At 43.5% G+C, this 26,068-nt stretch carries 19 protein-coding genes; 7 read left to right on the top strand and 12 right to left on the bottom strand.

What is annotated here, in order from left to right:
* The first annotated feature begins 111 nt into the window (after positions 1 to 111).
* A complete protein-coding gene (locus DBR40_RS07155; protein WP_124559068.1) occupies positions 112 to 1,833 on the top strand; it encodes a hypothetical protein in 1,722 nt (573 codons plus the stop codon).
* Between the two features lie 48 nt (positions 1,834 to 1,881).
* Positions 1,882 to 4,551 carry a GTPase domain-containing protein gene (locus tag DBR40_RS07150; RefSeq protein WP_124559067.1) on the top strand — a complete coding sequence of 890 codons (2,670 nt, stop codon included), beginning with the start codon at positions 1,882 to 1,884 and terminating at the stop codon, positions 4,549 to 4,551.
* A 123-nt stretch (positions 4,552 to 4,674) separates the two neighbouring features.
* Here DBR40_RS07150 and DBR40_RS07145 read toward each other — a convergent pair whose 3' ends face one another.
* Positions 4,675 to 5,526, bottom strand: coding sequence for a hypothetical protein (locus DBR40_RS07145; RefSeq protein WP_124559066.1), 852 nt, complete (start codon positions 5,524 to 5,526; stop codon positions 4,675 to 4,677).
* Between the two features lie 246 nt (positions 5,527 to 5,772).
* Here DBR40_RS07145 and DBR40_RS07140 point away from each other — a divergent pair, with 246 nt between their 5' ends.
* Entirely contained in the window at positions 5,773 to 6,867 is a 1,095-nt protein-coding gene (locus DBR40_RS07140; protein ID WP_124559065.1) for an aldose epimerase family protein, read from the top strand.
* Positions 6,868 to 7,061: 194 nt separating this feature from the next.
* Here DBR40_RS07140 and DBR40_RS07135 read toward each other — a convergent pair whose 3' ends face one another.
* From DBR40_RS07135 to DBR40_RS07110, 6 genes are all read right to left on the bottom strand, one after another.
* Positions 7,062 to 7,739: a hypothetical protein gene (locus DBR40_RS07135; protein WP_124559064.1), complete on the bottom strand. Its 678-nt coding sequence runs from the start codon at positions 7,737 to 7,739 to the stop codon at positions 7,062 to 7,064.
* Between the two features lie 178 nt (positions 7,740 to 7,917).
* Entirely contained in the window at positions 7,918 to 9,087 is a 1,170-nt protein-coding gene (locus DBR40_RS07130; protein WP_124559063.1) for an AbiH family protein, read from the bottom strand.
* An 11-nt stretch (positions 9,088 to 9,098) separates the two neighbouring features.
* Positions 9,099 to 13,094, bottom strand: coding sequence for an NACHT domain-containing protein (locus DBR40_RS07125; RefSeq protein WP_124559062.1), 3,996 nt, complete (start codon positions 13,092 to 13,094; stop codon positions 9,099 to 9,101).
* A gap of 307 nt (positions 13,095 to 13,401) precedes the next feature.
* The gene (locus tag DBR40_RS07120) at positions 13,402 to 14,088 is read right to left on the bottom strand and encodes a hypothetical protein (protein ID WP_124559061.1); all 687 of its coding nucleotides are present in this window, start codon (positions 14,086 to 14,088) and stop codon (positions 13,402 to 13,404) included.
* Positions 14,089 to 14,104: 16 nt separating this feature from the next.
* Positions 14,105 to 14,695 carry an NADAR family protein gene (locus tag DBR40_RS07115; protein ID WP_124559060.1) on the bottom strand — a complete coding sequence of 197 codons (591 nt, stop codon included), beginning with the start codon at positions 14,693 to 14,695 and terminating at the stop codon, positions 14,105 to 14,107.
* A complete protein-coding gene (locus DBR40_RS07110; RefSeq protein ID WP_124559059.1) occupies positions 14,696 to 15,766 on the bottom strand; it encodes a hypothetical protein in 1,071 nt (356 codons plus the stop codon).
* A 175-nt stretch (positions 15,767 to 15,941) separates the two neighbouring features.
* Between DBR40_RS07110 and DBR40_RS07105 the strand changes: the two genes are divergently transcribed.
* The 4 genes from DBR40_RS07105 to DBR40_RS07085 all read left to right on the top strand — a co-directional run bounded on the left by DBR40_RS07105 (position 15,942) and on the right by DBR40_RS07085 (position 21,693).
* Complete coding sequence (locus DBR40_RS07105) at positions 15,942 to 17,834, top strand: SIR2 family NAD-dependent protein deacylase (protein ID WP_124559058.1); 1,893 nt, start codon at positions 15,942 to 15,944, stop codon at positions 17,832 to 17,834.
* A gap of 493 nt (positions 17,835 to 18,327) precedes the next feature.
* Positions 18,328 to 19,569 carry a hypothetical protein gene (locus tag DBR40_RS07100; RefSeq protein WP_124559057.1) on the top strand — a complete coding sequence of 414 codons (1,242 nt, stop codon included), beginning with the start codon at positions 18,328 to 18,330 and terminating at the stop codon, positions 19,567 to 19,569.
* A 948-nt stretch (positions 19,570 to 20,517) separates the two neighbouring features.
* A complete protein-coding gene (locus tag DBR40_RS07095) occupies positions 20,518 to 21,213 on the top strand; it encodes a hypothetical protein (RefSeq protein ID WP_124559056.1) in 696 nt (231 codons plus the stop codon).
* Between the two features lie 174 nt (positions 21,214 to 21,387).
* The gene (locus DBR40_RS07085) at positions 21,388 to 21,693 is read left to right on the top strand and encodes a helix-turn-helix domain-containing protein (protein WP_124559054.1); all 306 of its coding nucleotides are present in this window, start codon (positions 21,388 to 21,390) and stop codon (positions 21,691 to 21,693) included.
* A 113-nt stretch (positions 21,694 to 21,806) separates the two neighbouring features.
* Here the strand turns inward: DBR40_RS07085 and DBR40_RS07080 are convergent, their stop codons facing one another.
* From DBR40_RS07080 to DBR40_RS07060, 5 genes are read right to left on the bottom strand one after another with little or no spacing between them, the layout of a single operon-like run.
* On the bottom strand, positions 21,807 to 22,055 hold the full coding sequence (locus DBR40_RS07080) for a hypothetical protein (protein WP_124559053.1): 249 nt from the start codon (positions 22,053 to 22,055) through the stop codon (positions 21,807 to 21,809).
* Complete coding sequence (locus tag DBR40_RS07075) at positions 22,052 to 23,554, bottom strand: S8 family serine peptidase (RefSeq protein WP_124559052.1); 1,503 nt, start codon at positions 23,552 to 23,554, stop codon at positions 22,052 to 22,054. Before DBR40_RS07075 ends, DBR40_RS07080 begins: the two co-directional genes overlap by 4 nt.
* A gap of 11 nt (positions 23,555 to 23,565) precedes the next feature.
* Positions 23,566 to 24,003, bottom strand: coding sequence for a hypothetical protein (locus DBR40_RS07070; RefSeq protein ID WP_124559051.1), 438 nt, complete (start codon positions 24,001 to 24,003; stop codon positions 23,566 to 23,568).
* Between the two features lie 11 nt (positions 24,004 to 24,014).
* Positions 24,015 to 25,100 carry a DNA/RNA non-specific endonuclease gene (locus tag DBR40_RS07065; protein WP_124559050.1) on the bottom strand — a complete coding sequence of 362 codons (1,086 nt, stop codon included), beginning with the start codon at positions 25,098 to 25,100 and terminating at the stop codon, positions 24,015 to 24,017.
* Between the two features lie 53 nt (positions 25,101 to 25,153).
* Entirely contained in the window at positions 25,154 to 26,068 is a 915-nt protein-coding gene (locus DBR40_RS07060) for a hypothetical protein (protein ID WP_124559049.1), read from the bottom strand.

Genomic DNA, 26,068 nt, shown 5'->3' with positions numbered 1-26,068 from the left:
TGTAATATCAGTAGCTGGCAAACCCAATTACTTTAATGAAATCCAGTGTCTTGATAGCCACACATGCAATCAGATCAGTTTCGATTGACGTATTATTAATCATTTTGGAGAATGAAGAGCACTAAAATATCGATAACAATACCTTTTTCTACAGTTGGCAAACATCAAAGAGCCAGGACTGAAATATTAAAGAAAGTTCCTGATAATGTCCTTTTTGGGAATTCTGTTCCAAACCTATGTTATCACTGTCTGCTTGGGTTTGATTTCCCAGAGACTGACCTCGGTGCCTATGACTCACAAAAACTTGAGCATGCTGCCCAGAGAATCATTGAACTGATGGGATACGGAAAGGATTCCAAAGAAGTGTGGAAGAGAGTTAATAACAACCCACTTGAGGGGTTTATGTATTATTTTCTTGAGTTGAAAGAGCTCCCTGCTGTCCATAAATCAATGTTGGAAACGAAGGTCGCAGCAGACCTCAACGCCATTGATGCATTGATTACCAGATACCAGTCTATAGAATTTATCAGAGCGGGTACAACACCAAGAAATCAAGCCCAGCGTACCCAGAAAAAATTCTTTGAAAGATGCGTGGCAGAACGCAAAAAGATCTGGACATACAAACGCTACGGGATCAAGCAACGTGCCCTTGTGAAAGCTGGGGCCTATTCCGATATGCTTGGCAGCTGGTGGATGGATGCCTTTTATGACCGGCCATATACCCTTCCGCATTTTCGTTCTGAACGCTATTTCGATTACGAAGAAATTGATAGGATCACCCATAGGCTGCTGCCAATACCTTTAAGAAAGGCAAATGAGCTTAAAGGGGTGTACAAGACGGACAAGCAGTCTTTTTATCAGCAGCTGGAAGCATATATTCCTATTGAGCAGGCTATCATAAGCATGAAATCCTCAATCGATTTCCTGCCTTTTCTCAGTCCACAGCGGAAGGCGATTTTTGGGGAACTTGTGGAGCTTTACAGGGAGGGGAAGTTTTATGGCTTTTACGCACTGGCAGTTCCACAGGTAGAAGGGCTTTTTACTGAAATGTGCAGGATATGCGGTAAGCCAGCAGATGCAAAGTCCCTGCCTGATAAGGTTGGTCTGGTAACACCATTCTGCAAACGTTCTACCGGAATGGATTATTTTGAGCATCATTTCCCGCATCAACGTAACCGTTTTTTACATTACGGAACAGATTCTACAGAAGATATACAGATATTATGCAAGGAGGTCATTCATGATCTTGTCGAAGTGATTGTGATCTTCAATAACCTCGACGTGGATACCATGCACCTTTTTAAGTTGATCAGAAAACGTGACCATTCAGAATTTCATTCCATAAAAGACTTATCCCTATTCATAAAACTTTATCTCAGCGTTTCAGCCAGCGGTCAATCCGATCACTATCTTGATGAGCTTAATGACTTCAGACGGATATTCATCCCTAATGTGCTAGATGATGCAGTCGGGGAACTTATAACTGAAATACCAAGTATCCTGGCTGAAATCATTCCGGTTATTGATGTGTACCTAAGCCGCAATAGCATCTCCTTCGATCAACTTGGGCTAAATGTGGTCGATAAAAAAATAGTAGGTATTAAAAAGAGCCTTAAAAGCAGCTTTCAATACCAATGTCAACAACCGCTCAGGGACATCTACGCAATCAAATACTTTTTGACCAATTACAAAAAGGGTCTGGATATCGGGACGGTATCAGCCGAAACACTTGGTACGATAGAGCACTTATTGAAAGAATACAACATGACATTCCGAAAAATAGAGGTTCTGATAACAAAAACCGGTGATCAAGCCAAAAATTACCAGTATTAAAACTCGGGATCTCAAACAATTCGCACACTTAATCTAAATTACACCCTCATGGACGAAAACCAAATAAGAAAAATCCTCTCAAAGGCGAAGGAGCTAAATATTGTTATCGATCAGGATCTTGCAACAAAGGCACTGGAGATTAATAGTTTAGCTGCAAGTGCAGAACGTAAGAAGCTACTCAATAGATTAATTTCAAGCCTTGAACAGTACATTGCAAAGGAACAGAATCTGGTTTACATTGGATTTGTAGGCCATTTTTCCTCCGGAAAATCGAGTACCATCAACAGTATCCTGAAAATTTCAGATACGCCTGATGAACGGCATACGGACCAGAATCCAACAGATACAACGATAACCCTGATCACCGACAAAAGCAATTCGCATAAAGTCATGCATATGACTAAGGAGAGTACACTGGTGCCGGTAAGGACATTTCTGATTGAATCTGTTTATCTGCAGAATGTGGTGGTTGCTGATACACCGGGATCGGGTGATCCTAACATTGCCAATGAGCTGATCCAGGATTTCTTACCCATATGTGACTATATCCTGTATTTCATCTCAGCAGCCAATCCCATTGATCAGGCCGATATACCGTTGTTGATGCAAAAAAATATCAAACTGCCGTTCATTCCGCTAAAATTTGTGGTGACCAGGTCAAATGAATTTTGCAAGGTCGGAGGAACAGCCGTTTCATCTGAAAATATTGACGATAGTAAGAGAGATAATTTTACCGGTCAACTGATCTCTAGATTGAAGGAGTTTGCGAAAACTGATGAACTTACCGTGGATGACTTTATATTTATCGATAACCGTGATAAATATAACATTGATGAACTTGGCAGCAAAATTTCATCCTGGTCATCAGCCCTTGACCAAACTGCAATATGGAACAACCATAGCCATAAAATTGATTTCTATTCCGGAAACCTGAATGAGCTGGAACAGTATTTCCTGAAGACTATTAGCGACAAGATTAGGATTACAGCGGACTTTTTGACAACTGCCGGCGAAAATATCCATAAATTTGATGCAGCCGTTGAGGTCAATAACGAAAAACTAAGAAGTGTCTGGATCGACAGCGAACGGAAATTAAAAAAGTCCTCACAAACAGAAATAGAACAGTTAGATTATCTCATTAAGGCACGGATTCCGGTAGTGCTCTTCAACTCGGAGCAGATGGCGTCTGAGCAGCGGATAATCAATTCCTTTATAGAAAACCAGTCAAATGGCAACATCGGTCAGTTTGCCTCGGTACTTTACCAACAGGTAAGAAGCAGGATAACTGTTGTGAAACAGGATCTCGAAAATGCCTTAGAAAATGAAGATATCCTTATAGAAGATATCCGAAATGTTTTACCTCCACGAATAGAACTGTCCACTATAGAAGAAAAAGTTGGTGTTGATTTTTCAAAAATGGATGCTCAGGTAATCAGTTACCTTAACCGCTTATATAACCTGGCAGATGGCTTCAGATTGGCGCTTATTTCAAGGATTGAAATGTTTTTGACGGCATTAAATCAGAAACCGGTGGTCAACACATTAGAAAATATCTACAAACATGGGGGAGAGACCATTTCGGAAAATTTTGATAAGTATTTTGATGTAATAGAAATGTACAAGGCAAGTGTACTGACTAAAAATACAAAGGATACCATTCAGAAGTTGCGGATAGGTAAACAATTGGATGAACTGGATGACGAGTTTCCGGAAGAGTACAAGCAGACCAAGAAGGAGGAAGCGATTGATTCCATTTATCCAAAAAAAGAGGATAAGATTGCTGAACTCAGGGTTGCTGTGCATGAGATTGAGGATCAGGTTTTGGCACTTAAGAGGGAATTGAGTTCCGAACAAATTAAAAGAGATAGTACATTAAACACGTTTTTTGAAAAAGAGGAATTCAAGATTACCGACATTATGGAGGAGGCGAAAAACTCCATTGAAAAAGAGGTTAACCGGATCTATCAGGAGAAGTTATTGAAGGTTTTTGAGGATCACCGGAAGGAATATCTTGTATATCTTGAAAGAAAAGAAAAACAAAATAAGATCCGGATCTGGGCAATTGCTAAATGGACACTTATTGCGGCGGTGCTCGGTGCATTGTTTGCTGTTGCACTTTTTAAACTTAAAATGGTGACCCCAGCGAGTGTCATTTGGACAATTGGGATTGGCCTGGGGACGAGCTTTATTTGGGCGGTTCTGGCTTACATAATTGCGATATTTAAGAATGATCTAACCACACTAACTGAAAAACACAACCGTGCATTTCGGGAAAAGTCCATTCAGCGGATAAAATCAGACTTTAACGAAGATTTTTTTAACGGGATTTCGCAGGCTATAAACGAGGCGAGGCCAAAGAAGCTGCCTTCGTTGGAAAGTATTTATCTAAAAAAGATCGGTGAGGTAACGGGTGCAGGTAATTTGGAGGTTCAGCAATTGCTAGCAGACTTAAATAACCAAAATGACAAGCTGATAAGTGAAATAATAAAGTACAATCAACTGGTTTCCGGTTTTCAGCAATCATTTAACGGTATTTTTTCGAATCTTGATGAAAATATACTCAAAATAAGATTGATCACGCAACAGATTAAACAGAAATCGATTGAACCATCATTTGCCCTGCTGGAAAATACACAAATTGACTTGAAAAATGTTAAGGTCCAGATCGAATCCATTGTCACAGGAACAGAGGTGGTAGAAAGTGCGATGATCGGATAAACTGGAACTTGTTGATAGCACTTCATGTAATAGCGTGCATTGAAGAAAAAATACTGAATGCGTTTGAATTACTACAGGATATTCCAAGAGGATATCCTGTAGCTTAGGCTAGGTACAATATTGTTATAGTTTTGTGTGGATCATTTGGTTTTCAAATATTTCCATTATCGTAGTATGTGAATTTCTATCTTCATCCAGGTAATCAATTTTCAGTTTTAGGCCTTCTGCCAGTTCGGGGATATAGTGGTCGAAAATTTTATCTGCAACCTTATGGGTATCTTCGATGCGCTGTAGAAATTCAGCTTTTAACTCGATACTGCTAAAGGGTGGGATATTATTGATCTTAGGCAGTTTTTCCAGTAACGAAAAATGTGCATTTCCAATACTCTCAATACCAACATTAATGGCGTGGTGGCTGGAGTTGTTATGGATAGCCAGTGAGAATTTCCATTTGATTTCCCAGTGGATGATGGGTAGGGATGAGCCTCCTCCGATCACCCTGACCGCTACGCCATTTTCAATGGTAATAGGGTTTTTATGACTGTATCCGCGGTTAAGCCTTTGTCCACCTGTCCAGATAAGATCGGGTTCGAGATAAGGTTTTTTATTTGATTTTGTTTTTGCTTGTATGCCCATCAGATTGGCCAGCATTGACGCTTCCGCTTTCGCCTTCCATTGTTTCAATAGGGCAACAGGGTAAGAGTCAGCATCTTTATCGATCAGATCTGAACAGCTGGAGCAGAGCCATATGCCATTTTCGATGCTGCGCCTTTCATCACGGCTCATCTGCACATCGTAACGCGGCCCACCAACTGAAGCGGCGCAGATATGCGCTGCCTCGCCAATAATTGTCACCTTTGCGGGGTTGGAATGAGGGCCGGAGGTATGTTTGCCACATCCAGGATTGGAGCAGAGAAAGCCTACTCGTTTTCCAAGACTGTTAACGGTTTCAGTGGTGAAGTTATCCCTTGCCATTTGCTGTTTTTTTTGCGCAAATGTCGTGAAATCTACTCAAGGTTTTTTCATAGAAGTGAGAAAAATACCAAAGCTGTAACATAGATAGTTTTGTTATAGTAGCTGCAAATCTGTCTACCGTTTTTTCAAAGTAATCGAAGTGTTTTGTTTCTGCGAATGCTCTTTTTGCTGCCTCAGATGGCATTGCTGGTGAAAGCCATAGCCGGTAATGGACCTGTCTCAAAACACAACAACTAAATCAGAAAAATGATAGAAAAAAGAAAGATGCATTTTGCCATAATGGTTTTTGCAGTAGTATGTATATCATGCCAAAGCAAAAGCTCGAAACCAAAAGGCGCAACAAAAAGCTACAGGGTATTTGAAATAAGGAACAAAAGGGGAGTTACAGCGAAATTTTGTGAGAATGGTGCAAGGTTGATGAGTTTAATGGTTCCTAACAGGAATGGTGACCGGATTGACGTGGTGATTGGCTTTGAAAAGCCAGAGGATTATGATTCGGCGACAGAGCCCTATTTCGGAGCCACCATCGGGAGGTACGGAAACAGGATCGCTAAAGGGCAGTTTAAGCTCTCTGGAAAGCAATATCACCTGAGCATAAACAATGGAGAAAATACCCTTCATGGTGGAAAGACAGGGTTTCAGTATAGGATATGGAAAATGGTCAAGATTGGTGATAGTGCACTGATCTGCAGCTTGCATTCCCCGGATGGTGATAACGGTTTTCCCGGGAACCTTGATATTAGCGTTACCTATACACTGAATTCGCGGGATGGCCTGGAGATGAGATATGAAGCGGTTACTGATAAAGAGACAGTGGTTAATTTGACCAATCATGCTTTTTTTAACCTGAACGGGAGTGGCAATATTTTAGGGCATGAACTGCAGATCAGTGCTGCCAGATATAATCCGGTGGATTCCGGATTAATCCCCCTGGGGATGCTTAGCCCGGTGGCCGGTACGCCGTTTGATTTTAGGGGCTTCCATAAGATTGGAGAGCGGATCGGCGCGGTTGATCAGCAGTTAGAATATGGCAGGGGTTACGACCATAATTTTGTAGTAGATGGTAAAAAAGCGGCACCGGTAGCGATAGTGAGGGGAGAGCATTCTGGGATTGAGATGCGTATATTTTCCACTGAGCCTGGTCTACAATTTTATTCGGGGAATTTTATGCAGGGCAAGAATACCTTGAGAAACGGTAAGGATGAATTTAGAACGGCTTTTTGCTTGGAAACGCAGCATTTTCCGGATAGTCCAAACAAGACTGAATTTCCCTCGACCGTGCTGCGTCCCGGTGAAAAATATACCAGTAGTTCAGAATATATATTCAATGTTTACCGATGATTAAACAGTAGCATTTTGGACATCACTTATTAGGTATCCTTAAAGGATATAGGCAGCAGGGATTCTGTTGTTTAAGAATGAAGTACCGGGAACCGTCCGTATCCCCGGTATTTTTTCTAAATGGTATTAATCGGGAGTTTTTGCCGAGTAGGATACTGATGCTGCTAATTTAATAACTGACTCGTCGACTGGCATCACGGTGTCAATGGAAAAAGTTGTTCGGGTGCCAATATCGTATCGATCTGTTGTTTGGTTAGTTTATGGTTTTCAGCGATTAGAAGGGCTTGGGCGATCAGTGCGATTGCATGCCAGACTTTTGGCTGATGAAAAACCTCATTGATCTCTTTGTCTATTTTTTGAACGAATTCGAAACTATCCAGGCCAATTCGATCGATTTCATCTTCAACCACCTGGCATATTTTAATATCTTCACCTCCTTGGTAGCTCTTTAGGTTACGGATATGCAGGTAACTCACTTTTTGGAACCTAGCCTGCGCGATTGGACCAGCCATTGCAATTCCATAACGCATTCTGGCAATCGCAATGGTCTGAGCTTCGTCCGGAGCATCAATATTGGCTTTTTCGGTCGGAAATTCCTGGTCATGTTCATACACTTTTAGTTGGTCGGTAAAATCATATTTGGTCCTACCGCTCCATTCCGGACCATACTCATCATCCAGCTGGACGCGGAGTGGAGTGCCTGCTCCCATGTAAAGCGCCCCGATGACATGGCCCGCTTCATGGATGGCAACCATTTGCTGATGCTGACTGAACCGGGAAAAAGTTTTTTCAATTGATAGAATGTTACTTTCAAGGGAAGCTGGTTTTGAGCCACTGGGCTTTATTCCGAAAAGTTTTTTTAATAATTTCATCGACAAATCTATTTGTTTTTTGACGTCATAAAATGTAATGACTGGTACCAAACTAGTGGTAGCGTATGATAGTGATACCGGTCTGCAAAAAGTAAAATAAAAAGATTCTACACATAGGCCTTTCTCCACTTTTGTTTAAACCGACCGGTGATTTAATTTTTTTTGGGCCTTTTTTATTTTAACGGTCAGCCTGTGGCATAGGGACTGACCGGTCAAACGGAATAATTTTCCTCCTCATCTGCTGTTTGTTTCTGAAATGGCGTGAAATCTCCTGTGTTATGGGCGTATAGTTATTGAATGCACCGTTTTTGTAATAAAATATCTTCACGGATTTGCAGTTTTCGTGCTCAAAAACCATATTGAGCATGGTGCGGTCCGAAAGGCCGCAGGAGTGCCCAAGTATGAAGATCTGGTAGGGACTTTCATCAATAAAGCGGATCAGGTTGTGATAATTTGAAGTACGGAAATACCAAAAGGATTTGATGTATTCAAATATGCCTTTAGTTCGTTCCAGTTCAAAACCTGCATAATCTTTATCAAGTTCATCCCCGAATCCAAAAATGATCGGATTGTCCTTTTCACCAAGCTTACCATGGATGTAGTTGATTTCAATCGGTTGGCCCGCTGGCTGGTGGCCATTAACGTATTTCTCCACAGTCGAAGTATAATTGAAATTGAGTACATGCATGGATTTGAGATAGTGCGTATCCAAATATTGGAATTCTTTATCTATGAAGTCTGAGGGATCAAACGGACTGTTTAAGAGCGCATGATATCCATCAACAACAGTATCGGTATTGACGGTCTTCAAATAGGTCTGCAGATGGGCGATCAGAATGGTAAGGGATTTGTTCAGATCGGCAACCATCATGTTTTTTTCCTCCGCATTCGCCATGATCAGGGAAGCCTTGAGCTGGTCATAGAACGTATTTTCGATATCGACCCATTTGGCACTGTTACAGTCCGACAACAGCGTATGTAGCAGATTGGATTTGACGCTGATTTCAAAAGGGTTATAAAAATCGTTGTTCCACCCTTCAAACTTTAAGGTCTGATGTCCGATCATTTTATAAAATCCCTCATGATAAAAATGGTTGATAAATGCAGCGACAGTATCCACCTTGGGGCCGCGGAGCCCGCTCAAGGTATTGATATCGCGGACCGTAACTGTCATCAGTTCATCCTCATATTGGTAGCTGCTCTGCGCTTTATCAAATGCGAGGTTGAGGTACCAGAGAATGAAGTCGTTGTAGCCCGTTTTTAGCCCGTGGGCAAGATCAAATCCGTTTCCGATGAGTATCAGTCTGTTTATTCCTGTTTTGGTGGTCATTGTTTTCCTTGGTGTCATTCTTTTTGGTGCTACAATTCTGGTGATGTTGCTTGGTTTGTCTCCGTAATTTCATCATTGCTGATCGTTGACGTGGAGGGTAGACAATTCAGAAGGAGAATGTGAAGCCCCTTGATATCAGCATATTCCTGGATCAGGGACTGATAGTTTTGCAAATGCTTTGCGTCGTTTCTGGTCTGAAAGATGGCATATATCCCTTGATAGCCATTTGCTGAAAGGTATTTTTCAAGCTTTATTTTATATGCTTCGCGCTTTGTGGGATCCTGGATCTCGGGATTGTGTAGCAGTTTTAGTTCAACGACAAGAGGACCATAAAGGCCATAACTGATCAGATAATCATAGCGGAGGTTGTCAAAACTCTGCACTTCGCGGTGGATATCCGATTTTCTCAGTCCTTTCTCCAGCAAGCTTTTCTCTAAAGCGATTTTGAGTGTTTTTTGGATTACAGTTTCGCCAATATTGACTTCCGGGCTATCTGTATTAATCTTGAAATCGGCCGTCAAACGGTAAAAACCTTGATCTTCAATGAGGTTCCTGATCTCCGTTTCGAAAACATTCCCTACGAATTCTTTAAGTTCGAAATTGCTGTTGATCGGCAGATACTTTCTGGCCATCAGTTCGTTCAACCTGTGTACGGCGGTCACAAAGGGTTCATTATTGCCTTTTTGATTCAAAAGGTCTACTGCAAGCTGGCTTAGATACTGGTTAAATGCATAGGTTCTCTCCCTGAATTGATATCCGGCAGTATGATGGCGAAGCTGGCTAAGCAAATCTATGCTTATTAGACCGCGGAAGTAACTATATACAGCCCGTTGAAGGTAGCTGCTATATTTCCAGTAGTTTTTTTCTATACGGATTTCAAAGGAATATTCCAGCAAACTGAACATTTCAGCCCTGATTAGCTCATTATCAATCCCGTAAAGACACTTTGGGAATGAGGGGCGATCCATTTCGCTCTCAAAGTCAGACACACCGCGTATTCCACTTCTGAAAATATCATCGTTGAAGCCTTGTATCCTTGATTTTAATTGAACAAACCGCCATTTTATAGCTTCCTCGTCCCTGTATCGTGTGATCAAGAAGGCATTTGCAATATCTTTGATCCTGCTTTGGTCATTGCTCGCATGTTTTTTCCATAGTTGCCTGAGCGCTGCTTTATCCTGCTCTCCATCAGCCAACCTTCCAAAAGCAGTTAATGCCTGTTCCTGGTCAAAAGTGGAAAGTTTGTTATCTTCGGCTAATCTGAGCAGGATGGGATTCAACGCGGAAAGCTTCATCTGTGCGACAGTCTGAGCAAATGAACGTGCACTGATCTCGATCAGGTCGTCCTTACGCGTATTAAAAAAGGTGACAACCATTTCGGTTTCGGCCGGAGATATCGGATGGAGGCTTTCAATAATCCTTTTTGTGAGGTCATCATTTCCATGGTCATAAAGGTCAAGTCTGGAAATACTCTTGAGCAGTTTTTCGCGGAAAGTGGTGAGAATGCCTATTTCATTGAGCAGAAAGGCCGCTTTGAAATAGAGCTCAATATGTAGCCAGATGCTGTTATTGTGTTTATAGTTGACCTGGCTCTCGCTACGGCTCTGAAAGGTTAGTTCAAACTGATCGGGATTATAGCTTTCCAGCACCATAACAATGACCTGCGCTATGTAAAACCGATCACTTGGCTCAAGGAGCTGAGCCAGTTTATCAAATTCCTTCACCACGAAAGGGATCAGACCGGTATTGAAGTGGTCTTTTTTCCTTACATAGTGTCTGCGCAGATCATTAAGCAGTTCGTTCAGTGATGCCACCTGGTTGTTTTGATCGCTTTTCTTTGGATATTTTTTTTCCAGGTATAGGTAGATGGGATGCGAAGAATGGTAAGGCTCCAGCTCATGTCTTGCCTTGCTGATGACCTGGCCCATTCGCCAGCTTTCGCCATTTTGGTTTAGGTGACGCTCGATTGCGCGGAATTCGCTAAGGCTGAGATGCCGTACAACCGCTTTTATGATCCCATCAACAGAGCTGTTGAAACTCCTCGATTTCACAATGGTCATCAGAAAACCGTTTCGTTTTTTAACCAGATAACTTGTAGCGTGTTTGATCATTTCTGGGAAATAGTCATAGTAGCGGTCCTCATCGAGTGCTTTTTTGACAAGCTTTGCCAACAAGAGGTCAAGCTTTTTGCTGTTAAGCGCAGTTATCGTATCAAAAAGTCTATAAAAGCTCTTTCCATAGCCAAAATTCGCATGGTTGAGTGCTTTAGTCTTAACCTTAAATTCATTCAAGATACTGATGATAGCATATTCGTCCGCCAGATTATTGATAGCGGTAGAAAGGTTTTCCAGTTTTTTACCTGAACGGATAATGCGTTGCAGAAGCGATATTAATCGTTCATCGTTTGATGCAAGCTCCGAGGCTGCTCGAAGGAATTCATTTAGGATATGGTCGGGACTGGATTCAAAATATGCAATTTCAACAAGCACGGGTTCTCCCTCGCCCATAGCAATCATTGCATAAAAGGCTGTGCTGTGCATGGAATGCAGATTTTCTTCTTTTGCAACTGAAAGTAAGTAGGGTATCCATGTTGCTTTTTTGCCTGCAGAAAGCTGCGATTGTGATGCTACCGCCTCGATGACCAGCATCTGGTTGGCCTGTTCAGTTCTTAATGGGGCAGAAAGCAATAGCTCATCAAGTCTGTAGCGAGGTTTTTCAAGCAGGAAATGATTTTCGGAGATGAACTTTGCAAGTGCACTATGGATATTGAGCATGGAAAGGCCATTTTTGGTGTAGTAAGAAAAAATGGTTTCAAAGACTTCATCTAAAAAACGCTCGTCAAAAGCCTTAGCATCAGTATCCATGATAATGGAAAAGAGTTTTTCATCAATGTTGTGGTATTTTTCCGATTTGATGAATGCAATTACCGGCCTTAAAAACTCCGGTTCCATTTCCAGCGCAAAATTGAGAATATCCACCCAGTTTGGCCTCAATAGATCCAGTTCGGTATCTATCATGAGATCGTAAACAGTCTGAAAACGGTATCCAAGCCTTGTCAGTTCCTTTGCAGCCAGATATTCCTGAAATTCCGTATGTTCAAAACTAAAATAGTCACCAGTCGGCTTCATTACCCTTGAGATCAAGGTGTCCAGTTCGATCAGGTTTAGAAAGATAAGACTGATATTAGAGCTGTTCTGATCAAGAAAGGTGATAAAGTCTTCTTTGGAGATCTGATTAAGACCCTGGATCTCCAGGGTTAGCGCCAGTCTTTCGAGCACCCTTTTGGTCAGGTGGCTTTGGTTACTTTTGCCTTTTTTGGTATGGCTGTCCAGGTTATAATAGATCACCTTATCAAAAAGTTGTGATTTATTGATCTGGAGTGTGCTCTCAGGGGGAAGCTTACTTTGAATGACGTAGTTACAGAATTCATCAAGATACCTGGGTACTTTTAAGATGGATTCACCTATGCCACTTTTAGAGTTGCGGACAATGGCCTCAATGTGATTTGGTTCAAATTTTGAAGGGGATAGTCTAAAAGTCAGGTAATCTGATATCTGATAGTGATTAAAAGGGATCAGTTTGATGAATCGGAACTGTTGGCCATCTAGCAGATAAGCAATCACGGAAGTGAAATGTGTCCGGTTGCTAATAATCAAGTTGATATTATGGGCATTGCAATGGGCCGATATGGAGATAAATGTGGGAATGACGTCCCGGTTTTCATCAAGGGCATCGTAGATCAGGTATTTAATATCACTTCTAAGAGGGGTGGGCTTGGTTTGCATGCCGCGGATGAGCTGGTATTGCTCACCCCGCTTGTTCAAAAACGCAGCGGTCTGGTTAATCAAAGTCGTTTTGCCATAACCTGGCTCAGCTAGGATAAGGACCTGTTTATCATTAAGCAGCTCTTCTGGCGAAATGAAGGGCGATCTACTATATAAGCTGACCTTCTGTTTTGGTTTGTCTGCCTCTAGGTCCTGGTAGGAAGTAAATTCCTCAAAATATTGTGAGATGAAAGCGCTCATGTGGTGATATTATGCTCCTCATTTATTTAAGATTGATGAGTGCATAAATATGGAGAATATTTTTGTTTCATAGGTAATTGATAGAGGGATTCATTATATTTTATTGCATAGTTCGCTGAACTAAAAACACTCCCAACTATAAAGCTGTGTTATTTTTAAAAAATAAACAGAAATAAGTAGGGATTGCTCAGGTGCCCAGATACCCGGTTTTCATTTTTGACAGGATTTCGTTGATGTCCATTTAATAATGTCTTGGTTCAAGAGCTTAAGTAATATTTCATGAATTGTTAAATTACCTGTCGCTATCTCATAGGTCAGTAGCATGCACCGGCCGGTCCAAAAGTATGTTTTTGGTCCATTGTCCCCAATCGGTAAGCCGTCGGTGGCTGACCTGGACAATATGGGGATTCATTTTACTAGCTGATTTGCGTTCAGCTTCAGTCGGGATTTTGAGTGTTATCGTCATAAGTCCCAAAGATTCAAAACTATGGAAGGTATTCCGCCCGAAATTCAGGAATGTTTTTTCAGTGAGTTCCAGAAGATCCGTTTCGGTCAAATTGTCCATTATATGTGCGAACCGCTGGTAAAAATCATAGGTGATTTCGCCACGGGAAAGATATTGTGCTGCACGGCCAAGATATCCAGCCTTAAATTCATCATTCAGTCTATCCAAGTATAGAAGCGAAAATTTGCCGAACTTTTGCCGGTATTGTGTATCCTGCTGGATTTTTTCGATCATTTTTTGACGTGCTGATGTTGGGACTTTTCCGATTTCGGAGAGAAATGCAATCACTTTTTCCAGAAATACCGCATCCCGGACGGCAATAGTGGCTTTCAGGCCTTTGGCTATATAGGAAAAAATGGGGACGGCGTCACCAACGTCCAGGATTTTTTCCAATGTAGAATCCGCAAGCCCTCCGATAATTTCGTACAGCTTGTCCTTGGCAACAGATGCCTCGAGCGTTTCCCCGGCGAGATTAATGCCTTTTTCCATGTTTTTATTTTTACGTTTAAAATAGCCTGTCATGCACACTGGGCGGGTCTATGCGCTCAGAAGTGACCGGACTTCCCAGAAAGTTTAGGTGGGGGATGTTGGGAATGCGCAGGCTGAAATTACCGTTCAGGAGGTTTTCGCGCAGTTCCATTAGCAGGCGGCCCAATGCGTTGGTGCCGACGTAGTATTCACCATCCTCCACAGCCCCCCAAACTTTGTCTTTATCGGTGTACTCCACAATGTTATAACCCGAAGTGCTTTTGAGCACATTGGAAAATATGTCGTAATGCTGGTAGAGCTTGAGTTCGATGCAAAAGCGCATGATTGCAAACCGCTGCCGGTCCCAGTCTGGCCGGTTGAAGTCCATAACCGAACGGGCATAGTTTTTGGCGGATATCGGGCTTTTGTAGCCGAGTATATTGCGCTGGATATCAGCCCTGTCTGGGAATCGCAAGGCTTGATAGAGCGCTTCGGCTGACAGTATTTTATGGCCGGAAATGAAAAGGGGCAGGTTGGGTGCCATGTTGGAAAGCGCCCCATACTTACCCTTCGTACTTTTAAACGTAATACATTCGTCCTTTTTATAAGTCCTGCTGCTCAGTACCATCTACCAGTGTGCCCCCCGGTTTTTAACTTCAAATAACGGAAACCAGCCATTACTGCCCCACCAGAATACCAGTGGGCAGGTATTGGATATGTTCCGCCAGGTAAAAAAATGTGTGCCGGTACCGAGCGTCTGGAAGCTCGGCGGGGTGAAGCCTAAAGGGCGTACACTTGGTGCAGTTAGTGTTTCAACGCGGTTGATGATTTCAATACCTTTGGTAAGCAATATGTTTTCGTAGCGGTCGCGGGCTTCGGGGGAGGAATAATAGGTTTCGGTTTTCGGATGGCCTTCGGGTCTGAAAGCGTATTTGAAGTTTTTTAAGGGGTAGTCCCGATCAAAGGCGCCCTCGATAAACTGCAGGAAATTTTCGCCTGCCTGACTTTGTTTGGGATAAACTACGTCCAACAGTGGGTCAGGATTGTAGTAATTGATAACAGGATAGTTCATGGTTTCGCTCACACAATAATAGCGTATACGTTTTTCCATGTCGAAACCCAATTTTTGCGTCAAGCCAAATCTGACATTTCTACCGCCCCAGTTATGCAGGATGATGAAAGAGCCAATGATCTTGATGCCCGAATCCCGGAAAGCTTCAGGACCATAGGCCGCAATTTCCGCTTCGATGTCACCCCTGAAGTTACCGCCAGAGGCCAGTACATCATCGAGGTAAATCCAATATTTCACATCCCCCTGACCGCAGTCATTCAGTGTATAGCCATATTTTTCCAGAAGGGTAGCATTCATGATCGCCAGCATGTCCTTTTGGCTTTTCAACGGCTGTTGGCAGTCCAGGAACCTGCATTCATCAAGCAGGTCCGTGACGTTTTCATAACCAAAATCCCGGCAGTATATTTCCATTTCTCCGCCAAATATACGTAATGTATTTTCTCTGGAAAGGTAACTTTTGGGCAATAGGTGGAGAAACTCGCCAAGTATGAACTCCCGGTCGTCAGCTTCGAACTGGTTGATCCAGCGTGTTACCCGGTCGCGGTCGATAGGTCTGAAAAAAAAACCGGCTTCCTCAATACGGTAGTTGCCGATTATGGTTAAAATGTCGTCAATAAGTGCATCCATGACTTTGTTAATTTAGGTGTGGTTTGAGAGTAAAGTCAGGACTAAATATCGTACAATTTTTAGAATTATGAAAAGTAGGTTAGTGCATTGTGGAAAAATACGATTGAAGATGAGTGAAGCTTTTGTTTATTATTGTTCAGCCGGCCAAGTCTAACTGTTTTGTCGCTACTTACATATGCTAGAAGAATTATTTGAACTTATACGTACCCAGCAGGTCTGCCTTTGGATCGGTGCAGGTTTTTCGAGGTATGCAGGTTATCCCACCGGATGGGGGCTGAAGGAGAAGCTGGAGGAAGGCTTGCCGGAAGAAGAGCGGGCACAGCTTTCAGCTTACCAGAGCCTGCGGGAGTTTTCGGAATATTATACGGTACTAAAGGGAGGCAGGCAAGACCTGGAAGGTTTTTTGAAGCATACTTTTTCGCAGGCCCCGGCCTCAACCTATTTTCATGACCTGCTTAGCCGGGTCAGCCATTTTAAGACCATTATCACCACCAATTACGATCATTTGATCGAAGATAGTTATAGCCGCAAAGCCTATGTGGTCCGTTCAGCTAAAGACCTGCCCGGCCTGAATACAGATCAATGCGTGATCTACAAAATCCATGGGGATATCAATGATGGAGGCAGTATGGTCATCACTTCAAAGGACTATGCGCAGATGTACAACCGGGGAGCGAAAAATCCGCTTTGGTCCAGGATCAACGGGGAGATTGCGAGCAAGCACATGGTGTTTTTGGGTTATGGTTATGAGGACGATAACATATGGGCAGATTTTGACTCGGTTTACGGGCAGTTGCCAGGGCACAGCCTACGGCGGTTTATGGTCGGACCGGGTATCGATGCGCTCAAGCTGGCCAGGTTAAAGCGGGAAAAGATAGAGTTCATTCAAATGAGTGGAGAAGACTTTATCATCCAGCTAGTGGAATACCTCAAGCAGCATGTGATTGCGGATATGGAAAAAGGCCGTGTTGCCCCGCAGGTTGCTTTGAATTTTATGTCCGGCTTTGGTATGGTGGCAACAACGGAAATGGATGAGTACAAAACCCGCTTACTATCACTGGGGAAACGCAATGGTAAAACGGATTCGAAAATCGAGTTCCGCACAGACGATAAGGATTTTATAGCTGAATACAAAAAACTGGTGGACGGCACGGGCAGCACGGTTGTTGAAATACCCCAAGATAAACTTTTGAGTTTTGTGCATTCCGTCGAGGGTTTCCACTGGAATACCCTGGAGGAGATTAGCAGGTTTGGTTTGGCCATGCTACCTGTACTTTCGGAAGCCTGCAATGTGGAGTTTCCGGACCACGATGTTGAACTGCGCGGACTTCCAATAGAACTGTTTGTATTCCATAATAAAAACCTAAGGCTGAAAACTAAGGTCCACGGTTTTGATTTTGAGCTGAACAGTTCCATTACCAAGTCCAAAAAGACTGATGTCAAGATCCATATGGCTGCCCCCGCTGAGTTCAGCAGTGTTAAAGCCTACAGGGATGCCTATATTGTGTTTGATTTGCTGTTATCGGGGGAGGAAGTCAGGCTCTACAGGCCTGGCAAACCCGAACCGCTGAAGCAAAAACTGGTGCTGCCCGGCCGGGTGCAGGAAATCAGGTATTTTCGCGAGATCTATAGCGCACTGGCCACGATCGAAAATTATTTTGATGTCCGGTTTTCAGATGTCCAGCCCGGATCAATTACCGAGGAAGACAGGTTGAATATCAATATGCTCACCTCGCTGATCAATAAAAAATACCATGCTGTCGAAATCCCGGAAGGGATCGTTTTCCAGGCCAGCCCCGACACGATAAACAAACTTAAGGTAAAGCTAGAGCCTGATATGTTTTTTGTCCTACATGCCCAGGAAAAGTACCTGGAACTGTTCGGCCAGAGGCTAGACCTAGGCGAGGAGCAGATCATTTTACAAAAGCCGACGGACTATCACCTCGATCCCAAAACCCATACGCTGAGTGTCAGGGATGCCAGCAACCTGGTCGTTTTCAAGTATAGCAGGTTAGGTTTTGAGGATTTTTCAACACTAGAAACAGTTTTCGAAAAAAAGATTGGTTAACAATACAATTTAAGATTTGTATGATCAACTATTTAGATATGGCTGATCAGCTTGTTAGGGAAACTATTCAGCATCGGTATTTACACTTTGGTTGAGCTGAAGTCAGTGAAACGGAAAAGTCCGAGATAGCAGGTGGGCGGCAGTGTTGACTGCCAGCTAGAATCGAACTCATAAGGGAAACTTTCGATAAGAACCTGTCACTTAACATCGATGGTCTTAAAGTGTGTTTCGCAATTACCATCCCGGAGGTATCTTTGGATAATTCAACATTTTTTCACAGTTCAGGACCGCCAGAAGGGAAGATAAACAAGGATTACGATAAACTAGTTGTTTTGTTAATAGATAGATGCTAAAACTTACGCATTGGATAATTATAAATTTGGGAAGGGCCTTGATCTAAAACTGAGTAGTTGTTTTTGAATGGTCTTTTGGGTCTAAAAAAATGCTGTATATTTATTGGTCTTTTATTCTCCTTAAATTATTTTAACGCATTATGCTCAATTGGCTTTTCGGCACGAAAAAAACTGAACCTGTTTTATCTAAAGTGGATTACTGGAAGGCGTTTGAATTGTATGCGCTTTTCGATGATCTGGATAAAGTGATGGCCGTTCTGGAGCAAATGGATGATACCCGCATTGATTTTATCGCCTTTAAGGATTGGTTTTCTGAAGAACTGGGTGAACTGGAGGGGGCTAACGTGCCTGATTTTACCAGGGTCTGGTTATGGTTTTCCCCGGGGGCGGAGTGGGACCGGGTGACGGGTAAGCAAGGCGCTGAGCTCGGTAGAAGTGTCTTTAAAAGGGCAGATTGGTGGAAACGCAATCAGGACTTTCTGCCAGGCAGTATCGTTTGTTTAGAAGGGGAGTATGGTGTGGTGTTAGGGGACTCCGAAGACGGACTTTTTGGCCTTGTCAGGTGGGATACCGATAAAGACCAGGATGCCGAAGACTGGCGTGGTATATGGGGGAACTTTCTAGCTATGGGCGGAAAGGTGGTGGAAGACCATGAGTTTAACTTTATTGATAGGTATGGCAATTTGAAAAGAGGCATGGAAACGGAAAACAGGGATTTTGTCGCGTTTAAGGAGGAGATTAGCTGGTTTTTAAAACCGGATTCAAAAGTGGTTTTCAAGGAGGGGAGTTTAAGGCTGAGCGAAGAATTTAAGGAGGTGTTTCCGATACTAACTACCTTGGTAAAAAAGGCCAGAACCAGTTACTTGAGCATTGACGGAACTGATTACCTGCTTTTGGCCTGGGATGGCATAGATGGTAAGATCTGTGGCTGGTTAAATAGATTGGAGGATCCCGATAGTTATGCTGGTGGGTTGAGCGCGGAACATGAATTGTTGTTGCGGGGTATCAGTGGGATCAGGGAGAACTTTGGCTTATCCGTTCCGGCATTGAGTGATAACCAGGAGTGGATGTTTTTGGGCTCGGAATGTTCACTGGGTTTGGGAGACTACGATGATTACTATGAAATGATGTGTGCAGATGAGAAATGCGGGCAGATTGATAGCAGTGATTATATGGTTTTTGTGGTCGAGGCTAACGGTGGACAGGTGATGTATGAACGTGCAAGCGGTAGCGTCCACATGTTGTCACACGACCATTGTTTTGAAAATGTGGCGTTTTTACCAGGGCAGCCTGCCTATACTTTTCATACCATTAACGGAGTAGGTACATTTGTGGATTATGTGGAGATTCTGGCGGGGCAATGGATGGAAGGGATCAAGTAAGCCTGATTGCCCAATGGTGCGAGTAAGGCATTAGCCTATATCCCTTACGATTAACCTAAAACTAGTGTTGTTGAATGGTAATTTGCTGAGGTTAAATAGGGGTTTGACTTTGGATTCAATGCAGATTTAACTTAAGAAACTAAAAGGTTTCGGCTTTGCCTGTTAAGAGGTAAACAACATGGCCGGAACAGCTGTGCTGCCCGGCCAACAAAAAACAAAATAATTAAGATGTCACTATAATTACTGGGTTTGCCCATCCGGGAAACCATTAAGGAGAAATAAAGCAAAGCGGTGCGGCATCCACCAGCACCGCAGGTCGCCACTAATCATTAACTAACTCCACAGCCGCTCTCGCTGCTGTGGGCAGATATGCCTTTATGCGGTAAACATTTTTCAAGATCCCTGAACCTTAACACCTGGCCCTGGGATCGGCATATCCCCTAAACTTGTTGCAAATATGGGCAGGGCGATTTTGAAGGGAAAGGGATTGTATCAATTCAGTCATTTGGGCTGGTAATACGCTCGTCTGTAAAATTTAATATGGCAAATGGTTTGTTTGCGTGCTGCTGGCGAAAGATAATTTATGACCGTTTTCAGCATTTGAGCGGCCTTGGCTGTAGCTGCCGATAACGGGTTGTTATTTGCCTGTGTTTTTTAGCCGGCCGGTTTAGATTAGCTGGTTTAATAACAGAATTTTATTGCGTTTAGGTGGGTGATTTTAGCCAGGTTTACTGAAGTTTCAGGAAATCTTGACCGATGCGCCAACTTTAACGATTATTGATTATTCATAGAGAAATAACTCCAGCGTCCCGTTGGTATAGGCCTGCAATCCTTTGCGGGCCTTTTTTTGACAAGGAGGACTCCATTTTTACACTGAGCAAATAAAAACTTAATATATTTTGATATTAAATGTAATTTTATTAAGTTTGAACTATAATTAATGATTGTATGAAATTTGGTGTCATTCCTGAGGAGTTAATTGTTGCGCAAAAACATAAGGTTCATATGGAATCCCTTATGGATTATGTGTCCAATATGGACAAGGGGTTCAAAACAAGCCTTAATTTTGAACTTCGTGGGGAACTGTTTGATCTCAAGGACAGCAGTCGCACAGCTCAGAAGCGATTCAATGCCCTTCAATTGGAGCGGTTAAAAGAGCCGCAGGATGGTGATCTGTTCTTTGGACTGCTAAGCGATTTCAAAAAGAAGTTCGAGAAAAAACAGAATGGGCTAGCACAGTTTGATTTCGAGGATGATCACGCAGAATACTTACGCCTAATTAGATGCGGATACAGGGAAAATAGTCTAGCCATTGGCTTGCTGAGCCCGGTTCAGGTGATGGACTATATTGAGCCAGATTACTCCACCGAGTTTTTTGACTACGTTTCCAATGCATTGCGTAAGCGGATTTGTGGTGTCAACAGGTTTATCATTCAGATTACAGGTAGCTTCAAGCGCTTACTTTTAGATAAAAGGGCCATATTCAGATCAATCGTGGAGCAATTTTTTAAAAACCTGGATGATGAACATGCGGTTTTAAATAGTTTTTTAATCCCAGAAAGTATTAAACTATTTAAAGTAAGACAACATGAACATTCAACATATAAATACATTGGTAACGGTTCTCGACGAATCGCTGCTTAACGAAACTAATTTTAGCGAAGAAAAGAAAACAAACCTTTTGGAGATCAGGCAAATACTGATCACTGAGGGGGAAAACATCAAACATAAAAAAAGAGATTGGGGTTCCATCGCGGTCAATGTGCTACAGGCCATTAACCTGCTTATGGAGATTCTCCGTTCCAATGGGGGTTAAAAATGAATATCGGCAGAGCTGTAAAACAGCTGAGAAAACACCATAAGCTAAATCAATCAGAACTTGCAGGTTCTGTTGGCATTACGCAGACATCGCTCTCACAGATCGAGTCTGGAAATACTGTACCGAACAGTGGTACCCTGAAAAAAATCTGTGATTTTTTCCAGATACCCGAATTGGTAGTTTACCTGTTGGCAACTGATGATAACGATATTCCGCTTGCCAACCGTGAAATGTTCGCAAAGGTGTTTCCCTCAGTTTCTGGGATTTTGCTAGATCTTTTTGACGTACCAAAAGAAGTGAGATAACTAAGGTGATTTTGATTAGTATCTATGCTGAACAAAGGTCTTGGAAACCAGTAGGCAATAAACAAGAAAAGCTGCATTCCCATGCAGCTTTTCTTTGTTTTATCAATAACGGATTAAAAACCTCCGAAAGGTCCTCCGGTTTTTTTTCTGGTGTTTGGAACCTGATAGCTTTTTTCAGGAAATACCTGCCATTCATCGAGGTTTTGTTTCAGGCTTTCGATTTCCTCGGGGGCTATCTTTACCAGGCCCATAGTGGGCATAGCACTTCCATCAATCAAGTCACCCTGATGGGCCCTGATCACCTCTGCCACCTTTTTCAGGTCAACAGGCTTATCTCCCGTATGTTTGATGATATAGTTCATGGTAAGTGGAACATTCCCTTACCTTCAAAGTTAGCACCAAAACCCATAGCTTGTATATTTTGTGACAGAAATTTTAAGATTTCGTCAGATCTGACCTGGTTTCTGGGGAGTCCTAAGAGATCGGGCCTGGTGGAAAGCAGTCTTGCGGCAAGACCGGTAGCTGCCGGGCAGGCCATACTCGTACCGTCCATTGCTGCATAATGGTCTCCAGGATAGGTGGAGATGATGGCGACTCCCGGTGCGATCAGATCGGTTTCAGGCCCGATGTTGGAAAAAGCAGCCACATAGTTATCGGGGCTTGTACCATAAGGGGCACTTTCTGCATCTGCATGCGTACTGCCGGCAGGATAGGTTCCTTTGCGGCCCATGGCACCTACTGCAACCGATAGGCTGTATGCGGCTGGAAAGCTTACCGGCTGCCTGCCATCGTTACCATTGGCGGCAAAACAAACGATTCCGGCATTATAGGCATCCTTGATGGAGCTGATCAGTCCTTCATCCAGGTCTTTTTCGCCAAGGCTCATGTTGATCAAGTCGCATTTGTCGGCAATGGCCTGGGCGATGGCTTTCATGATGTCAAAGTTAGAGGCATTTTTGCCCAGGGCAAATACCCGGTAGATCTGCAGCTCGGCACCTAAGGCTACGCCTGGCATCGCACCGGACGCGCCGATGATGCCTGCAACGTGGGTGCCATGGCCTTCCTTATCGCTATAGTCATTTGGATCCTCACCGTTGATCATGTTTTTCCCGCCGGATACCACTAAATTGCCATGCGGGCCGGCACCGGTATCGATCACACCGATGCGCACCGGGTGTTCGAGCGGATGGAAGTTGCGGGTATCAAAGAAATGCCTGAGCACATCGTTTGTGCCTAGATCAATGGGGCTGAGTTTGACCTTCAGGGTAGCTTTGGGTTTGATGTTTTTCTGGAGAACGCCCCAATAGCTGTGATCGGGGTAAATGTAGAGCCTTTCGACCTTATCAGCGTTGAGCTGGAGCTTGGCATAACCACTGGCATTGGTTTTTGCTTTAGATCCGATGCGTTGTTTGAAATTGGTAAAAGCAATCACCAGGATGCCCTGTAGCGGCTTTTCGGCCTGATCGGTGATGAGCACATCCAGGGTTTTGGTGGCGGATTTGGCGGTTATTTTGTGGTCGAGCTTTTCCTGCATCGCATCGGTCCTGGAATAGAATTTTTCGGGGATGATGCGCAGACCGGGATAGGAGAAGCGGAAGTTGGCCATTTCATCGGTATCCAGGCTGACCAGTTTGGCACCTTTGCTTTTGATGGAGTCAATGACTTCCAGTGCGATTTCCTCCTGTGGCGCCTGTGGCATATTCCTCACGCTAAAGCTCATCGCGCTGCTGCCACTGCTTTCAAAGTCTATGGCATTATCGAGAGTGGTCAGGAAGTCCGCCACATGTGGGTTGCTTTTCAGGCTGATCTCCGATCCCGATGAGGGCAGGAGAATAAAGTTCTGTCTTTTTGAAGTTTTCATGGGATGAGGTGTTAGAACCAACGGGTATTGAATGTTCTTTTAACTGGGGGAGGAGGCTGATTAAGGTCAACCCTGTTGTCCTGCTTTTCCGCACCACCGCCCGCCGGTGGGCCGGAGGTACCGCGTACCGCATTTACGCCGGTGGCCGTTAGGAAGATTAGAAAACCGTTCAATATGGCGATCACATATTTGAGCAGTGGGTTAAGTTCAGAGTGGGTTGTGGCGGCAAGAATTACCGAGATCAGTATAGACAGCACTAGCCCCAGCCATCTGGGGTTCCAGTTGAGTGCGGTCTGGAGGCCACCGCAGACGGCATATACGCCCAGTGATGATCCGGCGAGCGTAGCAAGGGTACCGGATGTGATGAAATCATTGGTCTGGAAATGCGGAACAGCGGCAGCGGCCGGCGTGGCTTGATCCTGAATGAGTGATAGGATTATTGTGATCATGGTACAATGGTTTAAAGGATGATATTGTCAATTTCAAACTGTTTAACTGTGTAGGTTTCCTGGTAGGCGGATAACCTGCCCAGTGTAAATGGATCGATTTCGGTCTTTACATACGCTTTTGCGCCTTCGGTAGTGGCTCCACTTGCTTCCGCTTTTACCTCCGTAAAGATTTCAGCATAGGGACGGATGGTTTCCACGGGGCTTGCGGTGATTGCCTGTGGCTTGGCACTGGTAAAAGGAAATGAAACGTTATCCCATTTAAAGGTAATACCGGTCGCTTTTTCGATCTCCTTCAAACTAACCTGATAGGTTTTATTGTCTGAAAACCTTAGTGTCTCAAAATAGTCGTCAGGAAGCGGCTCTTTGATGTCCACCATGGCTTTTTCCATCTCTGCGCCGTTGATCATTTTGTCCTTGATAAACTCCCATTGGCTCATCATAAAGCCTACTGCATAGAGTTTGCCATCACTTTTTTTGTAAACGATCACTTTCCAGAAAACCGAAGGGATCTGGATGGGATTGTCTTTATAGGGCTTGATGAAATTCAGGTCCCTTTTGTCCAGCACCGGGCCGGCAAATACACTGATGTCTGCAATTTTACCTTTTACGCCATGCTCCATGATGTGCTGTTCCAGTTGGAACCAGATGCCGCCTTTTTGGTTGAGCAATTTGTGCTGTGGGGTACAGTTGGCCCAGTTAAAGGTCTGTTTGTCGGCAAGGATGCTGGTTTCCTCCGGGCCCCAGCAAGGATCAACCCGGCGCACGATGTGGCCGCGATCAAAGGTGTTCAGGTCTTTGCCATAAAACTTGTTGTCCACCTGGAAGTTTTCATCGATCTGCTCACAGAACTGCCAGTCGTCTCCGCCTATGCGTGGTTTTGCACTATAAGCCTCGCCGCTGATGTTTACCGCGGCAAGCAGTGGTAATTTCCTTACCCGGTGCTGAAAGAGGCTGAAGTGGGTGTAGCGGATTTCTTTATCGCTGCCCTCATGGATGAATTCCTGTTTCAGGGGGGCGCAATTGCCGGAGTCAAATGCCGGGAAGGTAACAGGCTCGCCCAGAAAGCCTGGAGCGTAGCCAACAATTTGTTCTGCCATAATGTGTTGTTTTAGATGGTTTGAAAGGTTTATGGTTTTAGGGAGAGGGGTTATTATATTTTTAGCTTAATACCTAGGGCAAGGAGTTTGGTTTTGACGAAGTTGCTGGTTGGGTCTTCGCCCTGGCTGTAGTCGAGGCCAAGGCCCAGATTGGTCTTACCGCTTGGGAAAAAGTTTAATCCAAGCATTAGCCATTTCATATTGCCGTTGTTGTAAAGATTGTCACTGAAAACTTTCCTGTAGGTATAGTCTACCGTCAATTGAACATATTGATAGGCTTTGTTTGAGATCGGGAAGAACTCAATGTAGAGACGGTTGGCCCATATACTTGCTTTTTGACCTGATTCACCTAGACTTCTGTATTGCTCAAATCCCGTATATGGGTAATATCGAAAAATAAGCTCATCGTCTCCCGTTTTGACCTGCCCACCGGGTTCGCCAACATTGTATCCCTGTAAAGAAGCAAATATATTGTATTGTATCGTTTTAAGATTTTTTACAAAGTCCTTTTTATAGTCAAAAGATCCTGTAATGACAGGTCTTGAATACCAGTGTCCACCATTATACAGAAGTTCTGTGCCTAGTCCACCCGAAAGGTTGTTTTTCGTTTTAGTAACGTCATCAATGGTATTGCGGTGCCACTCTGTCTTAGGGTAAGCAATCCAGATGATTTTAGAATTTGGCAGGAGTTCGAAATCAATAAGCTTGATCCCTGCATCTATCACGGTGTAAAATTTTTCGTTCTCATAGTCACTGTTCCAGGCTATGGCGGCTGGTTTGGTCTCACTTTTGGTCCCGTCAAAGCTCCGGCGGATCTGAAACCCTTCATTCTCCAGCCATTTGGTAATTTTGTTGATCTTCAAAACAAAAGTCGGTGGATCGGGTTTTGTTTTGTCGACTTCCTCCTGGGCAAAGACTGTAAAAGTGCACAATAGTATGATAACAATGGTCATCGATAACTTTTTCAT

Origin of the sequence: Pedobacter sp. KBW01, assembly GCF_003852395.1 — a bacterium.
GTDB lineage: Bacteria > Bacteroidota > Bacteroidia > Sphingobacteriales > Sphingobacteriaceae > Pedobacter.
This window is presented reverse-complemented; position numbering and strand designations above follow the sequence as displayed.

Excerpts from the sequence above, each read along its gene's own strand:
- DBR40_RS07080 (WP_124559053.1), bottom strand. The coding sequence starts at position 22,055 with ATGAACTATATCATCAAACATACGGGAGATAAGCCTGTTGACCTGAAA.
- DBR40_RS07120 (WP_124559061.1), bottom strand. The coding sequence starts at position 14,088 with ATGGAAAAAGGCATTAATCTCGCCGGGGAAACGCTCGAGGCATCTGTT.
- DBR40_RS07095 (WP_124559056.1), top strand. The coding sequence starts at position 20,518 with ATGAAATTTGGTGTCATTCCTGAGGAGTTAATTGTTGCGCAAAAACAT.
- DBR40_RS07130 (WP_124559063.1), bottom strand. The coding sequence starts at position 9,087 with ATGACACCAAGGAAAACAATGACCACCAAAACAGGAATAAACAGACTG.
- DBR40_RS07060 (WP_124559049.1), bottom strand. The coding sequence starts at position 26,068 with ATGAAAAAGTTATCGATGACCATTGTTATCATACTATTGTGCACTTTT.
- DBR40_RS07155 (WP_124559068.1), top strand. The coding sequence starts at position 112 with ATGAAGAGCACTAAAATATCGATAACAATACCTTTTTCTACAGTTGGC.
- DBR40_RS07085 (WP_124559054.1), top strand. The coding sequence starts at position 21,388 with ATGAATATCGGCAGAGCTGTAAAACAGCTGAGAAAACACCATAAGCTA.
- DBR40_RS07110 (WP_124559059.1), bottom strand. The coding sequence starts at position 15,766 with ATGGATGCACTTATTGACGACATTTTAACCATAATCGGCAACTACCGT.
- DBR40_RS07135 (WP_124559064.1), bottom strand. The coding sequence starts at position 7,739 with ATGAAATTATTAAAAAAACTTTTCGGAATAAAGCCCAGTGGCTCAAAA.
- DBR40_RS07140 (WP_124559065.1), top strand. The coding sequence starts at position 5,773 with ATGATAGAAAAAAGAAAGATGCATTTTGCCATAATGGTTTTTGCAGTA.
- DBR40_RS07105 (WP_124559058.1), top strand. The coding sequence starts at position 15,942 with ATGCTAGAAGAATTATTTGAACTTATACGTACCCAGCAGGTCTGCCTT.
- DBR40_RS07070 (WP_124559051.1), bottom strand. The coding sequence starts at position 24,003 with ATGATCACAATAATCCTATCACTCATTCAGGATCAAGCCACGCCGGCC.
- DBR40_RS07100 (WP_124559057.1), top strand. The coding sequence starts at position 18,328 with ATGCTCAATTGGCTTTTCGGCACGAAAAAAACTGAACCTGTTTTATCT.
- DBR40_RS07125 (WP_124559062.1), bottom strand. The coding sequence starts at position 13,094 with ATGAGCGCTTTCATCTCACAATATTTTGAGGAATTTACTTCCTACCAG.
- DBR40_RS07150 (WP_124559067.1), top strand. The coding sequence starts at position 1,882 with ATGGACGAAAACCAAATAAGAAAAATCCTCTCAAAGGCGAAGGAGCTA.
- DBR40_RS07145 (WP_124559066.1), bottom strand. The coding sequence starts at position 5,526 with ATGGCAAGGGATAACTTCACCACTGAAACCGTTAACAGTCTTGGAAAA.
- DBR40_RS07075 (WP_124559052.1), bottom strand. The coding sequence starts at position 23,554 with ATGAAAACTTCAAAAAGACAGAACTTTATTCTCCTGCCCTCATCGGGA.
- DBR40_RS07065 (WP_124559050.1), bottom strand. The coding sequence starts at position 25,100 with ATGGCAGAACAAATTGTTGGCTACGCTCCAGGCTTTCTGGGCGAGCCT.
- DBR40_RS07115 (WP_124559060.1), bottom strand. The coding sequence starts at position 14,695 with ATGGTACTGAGCAGCAGGACTTATAAAAAGGACGAATGTATTACGTTT.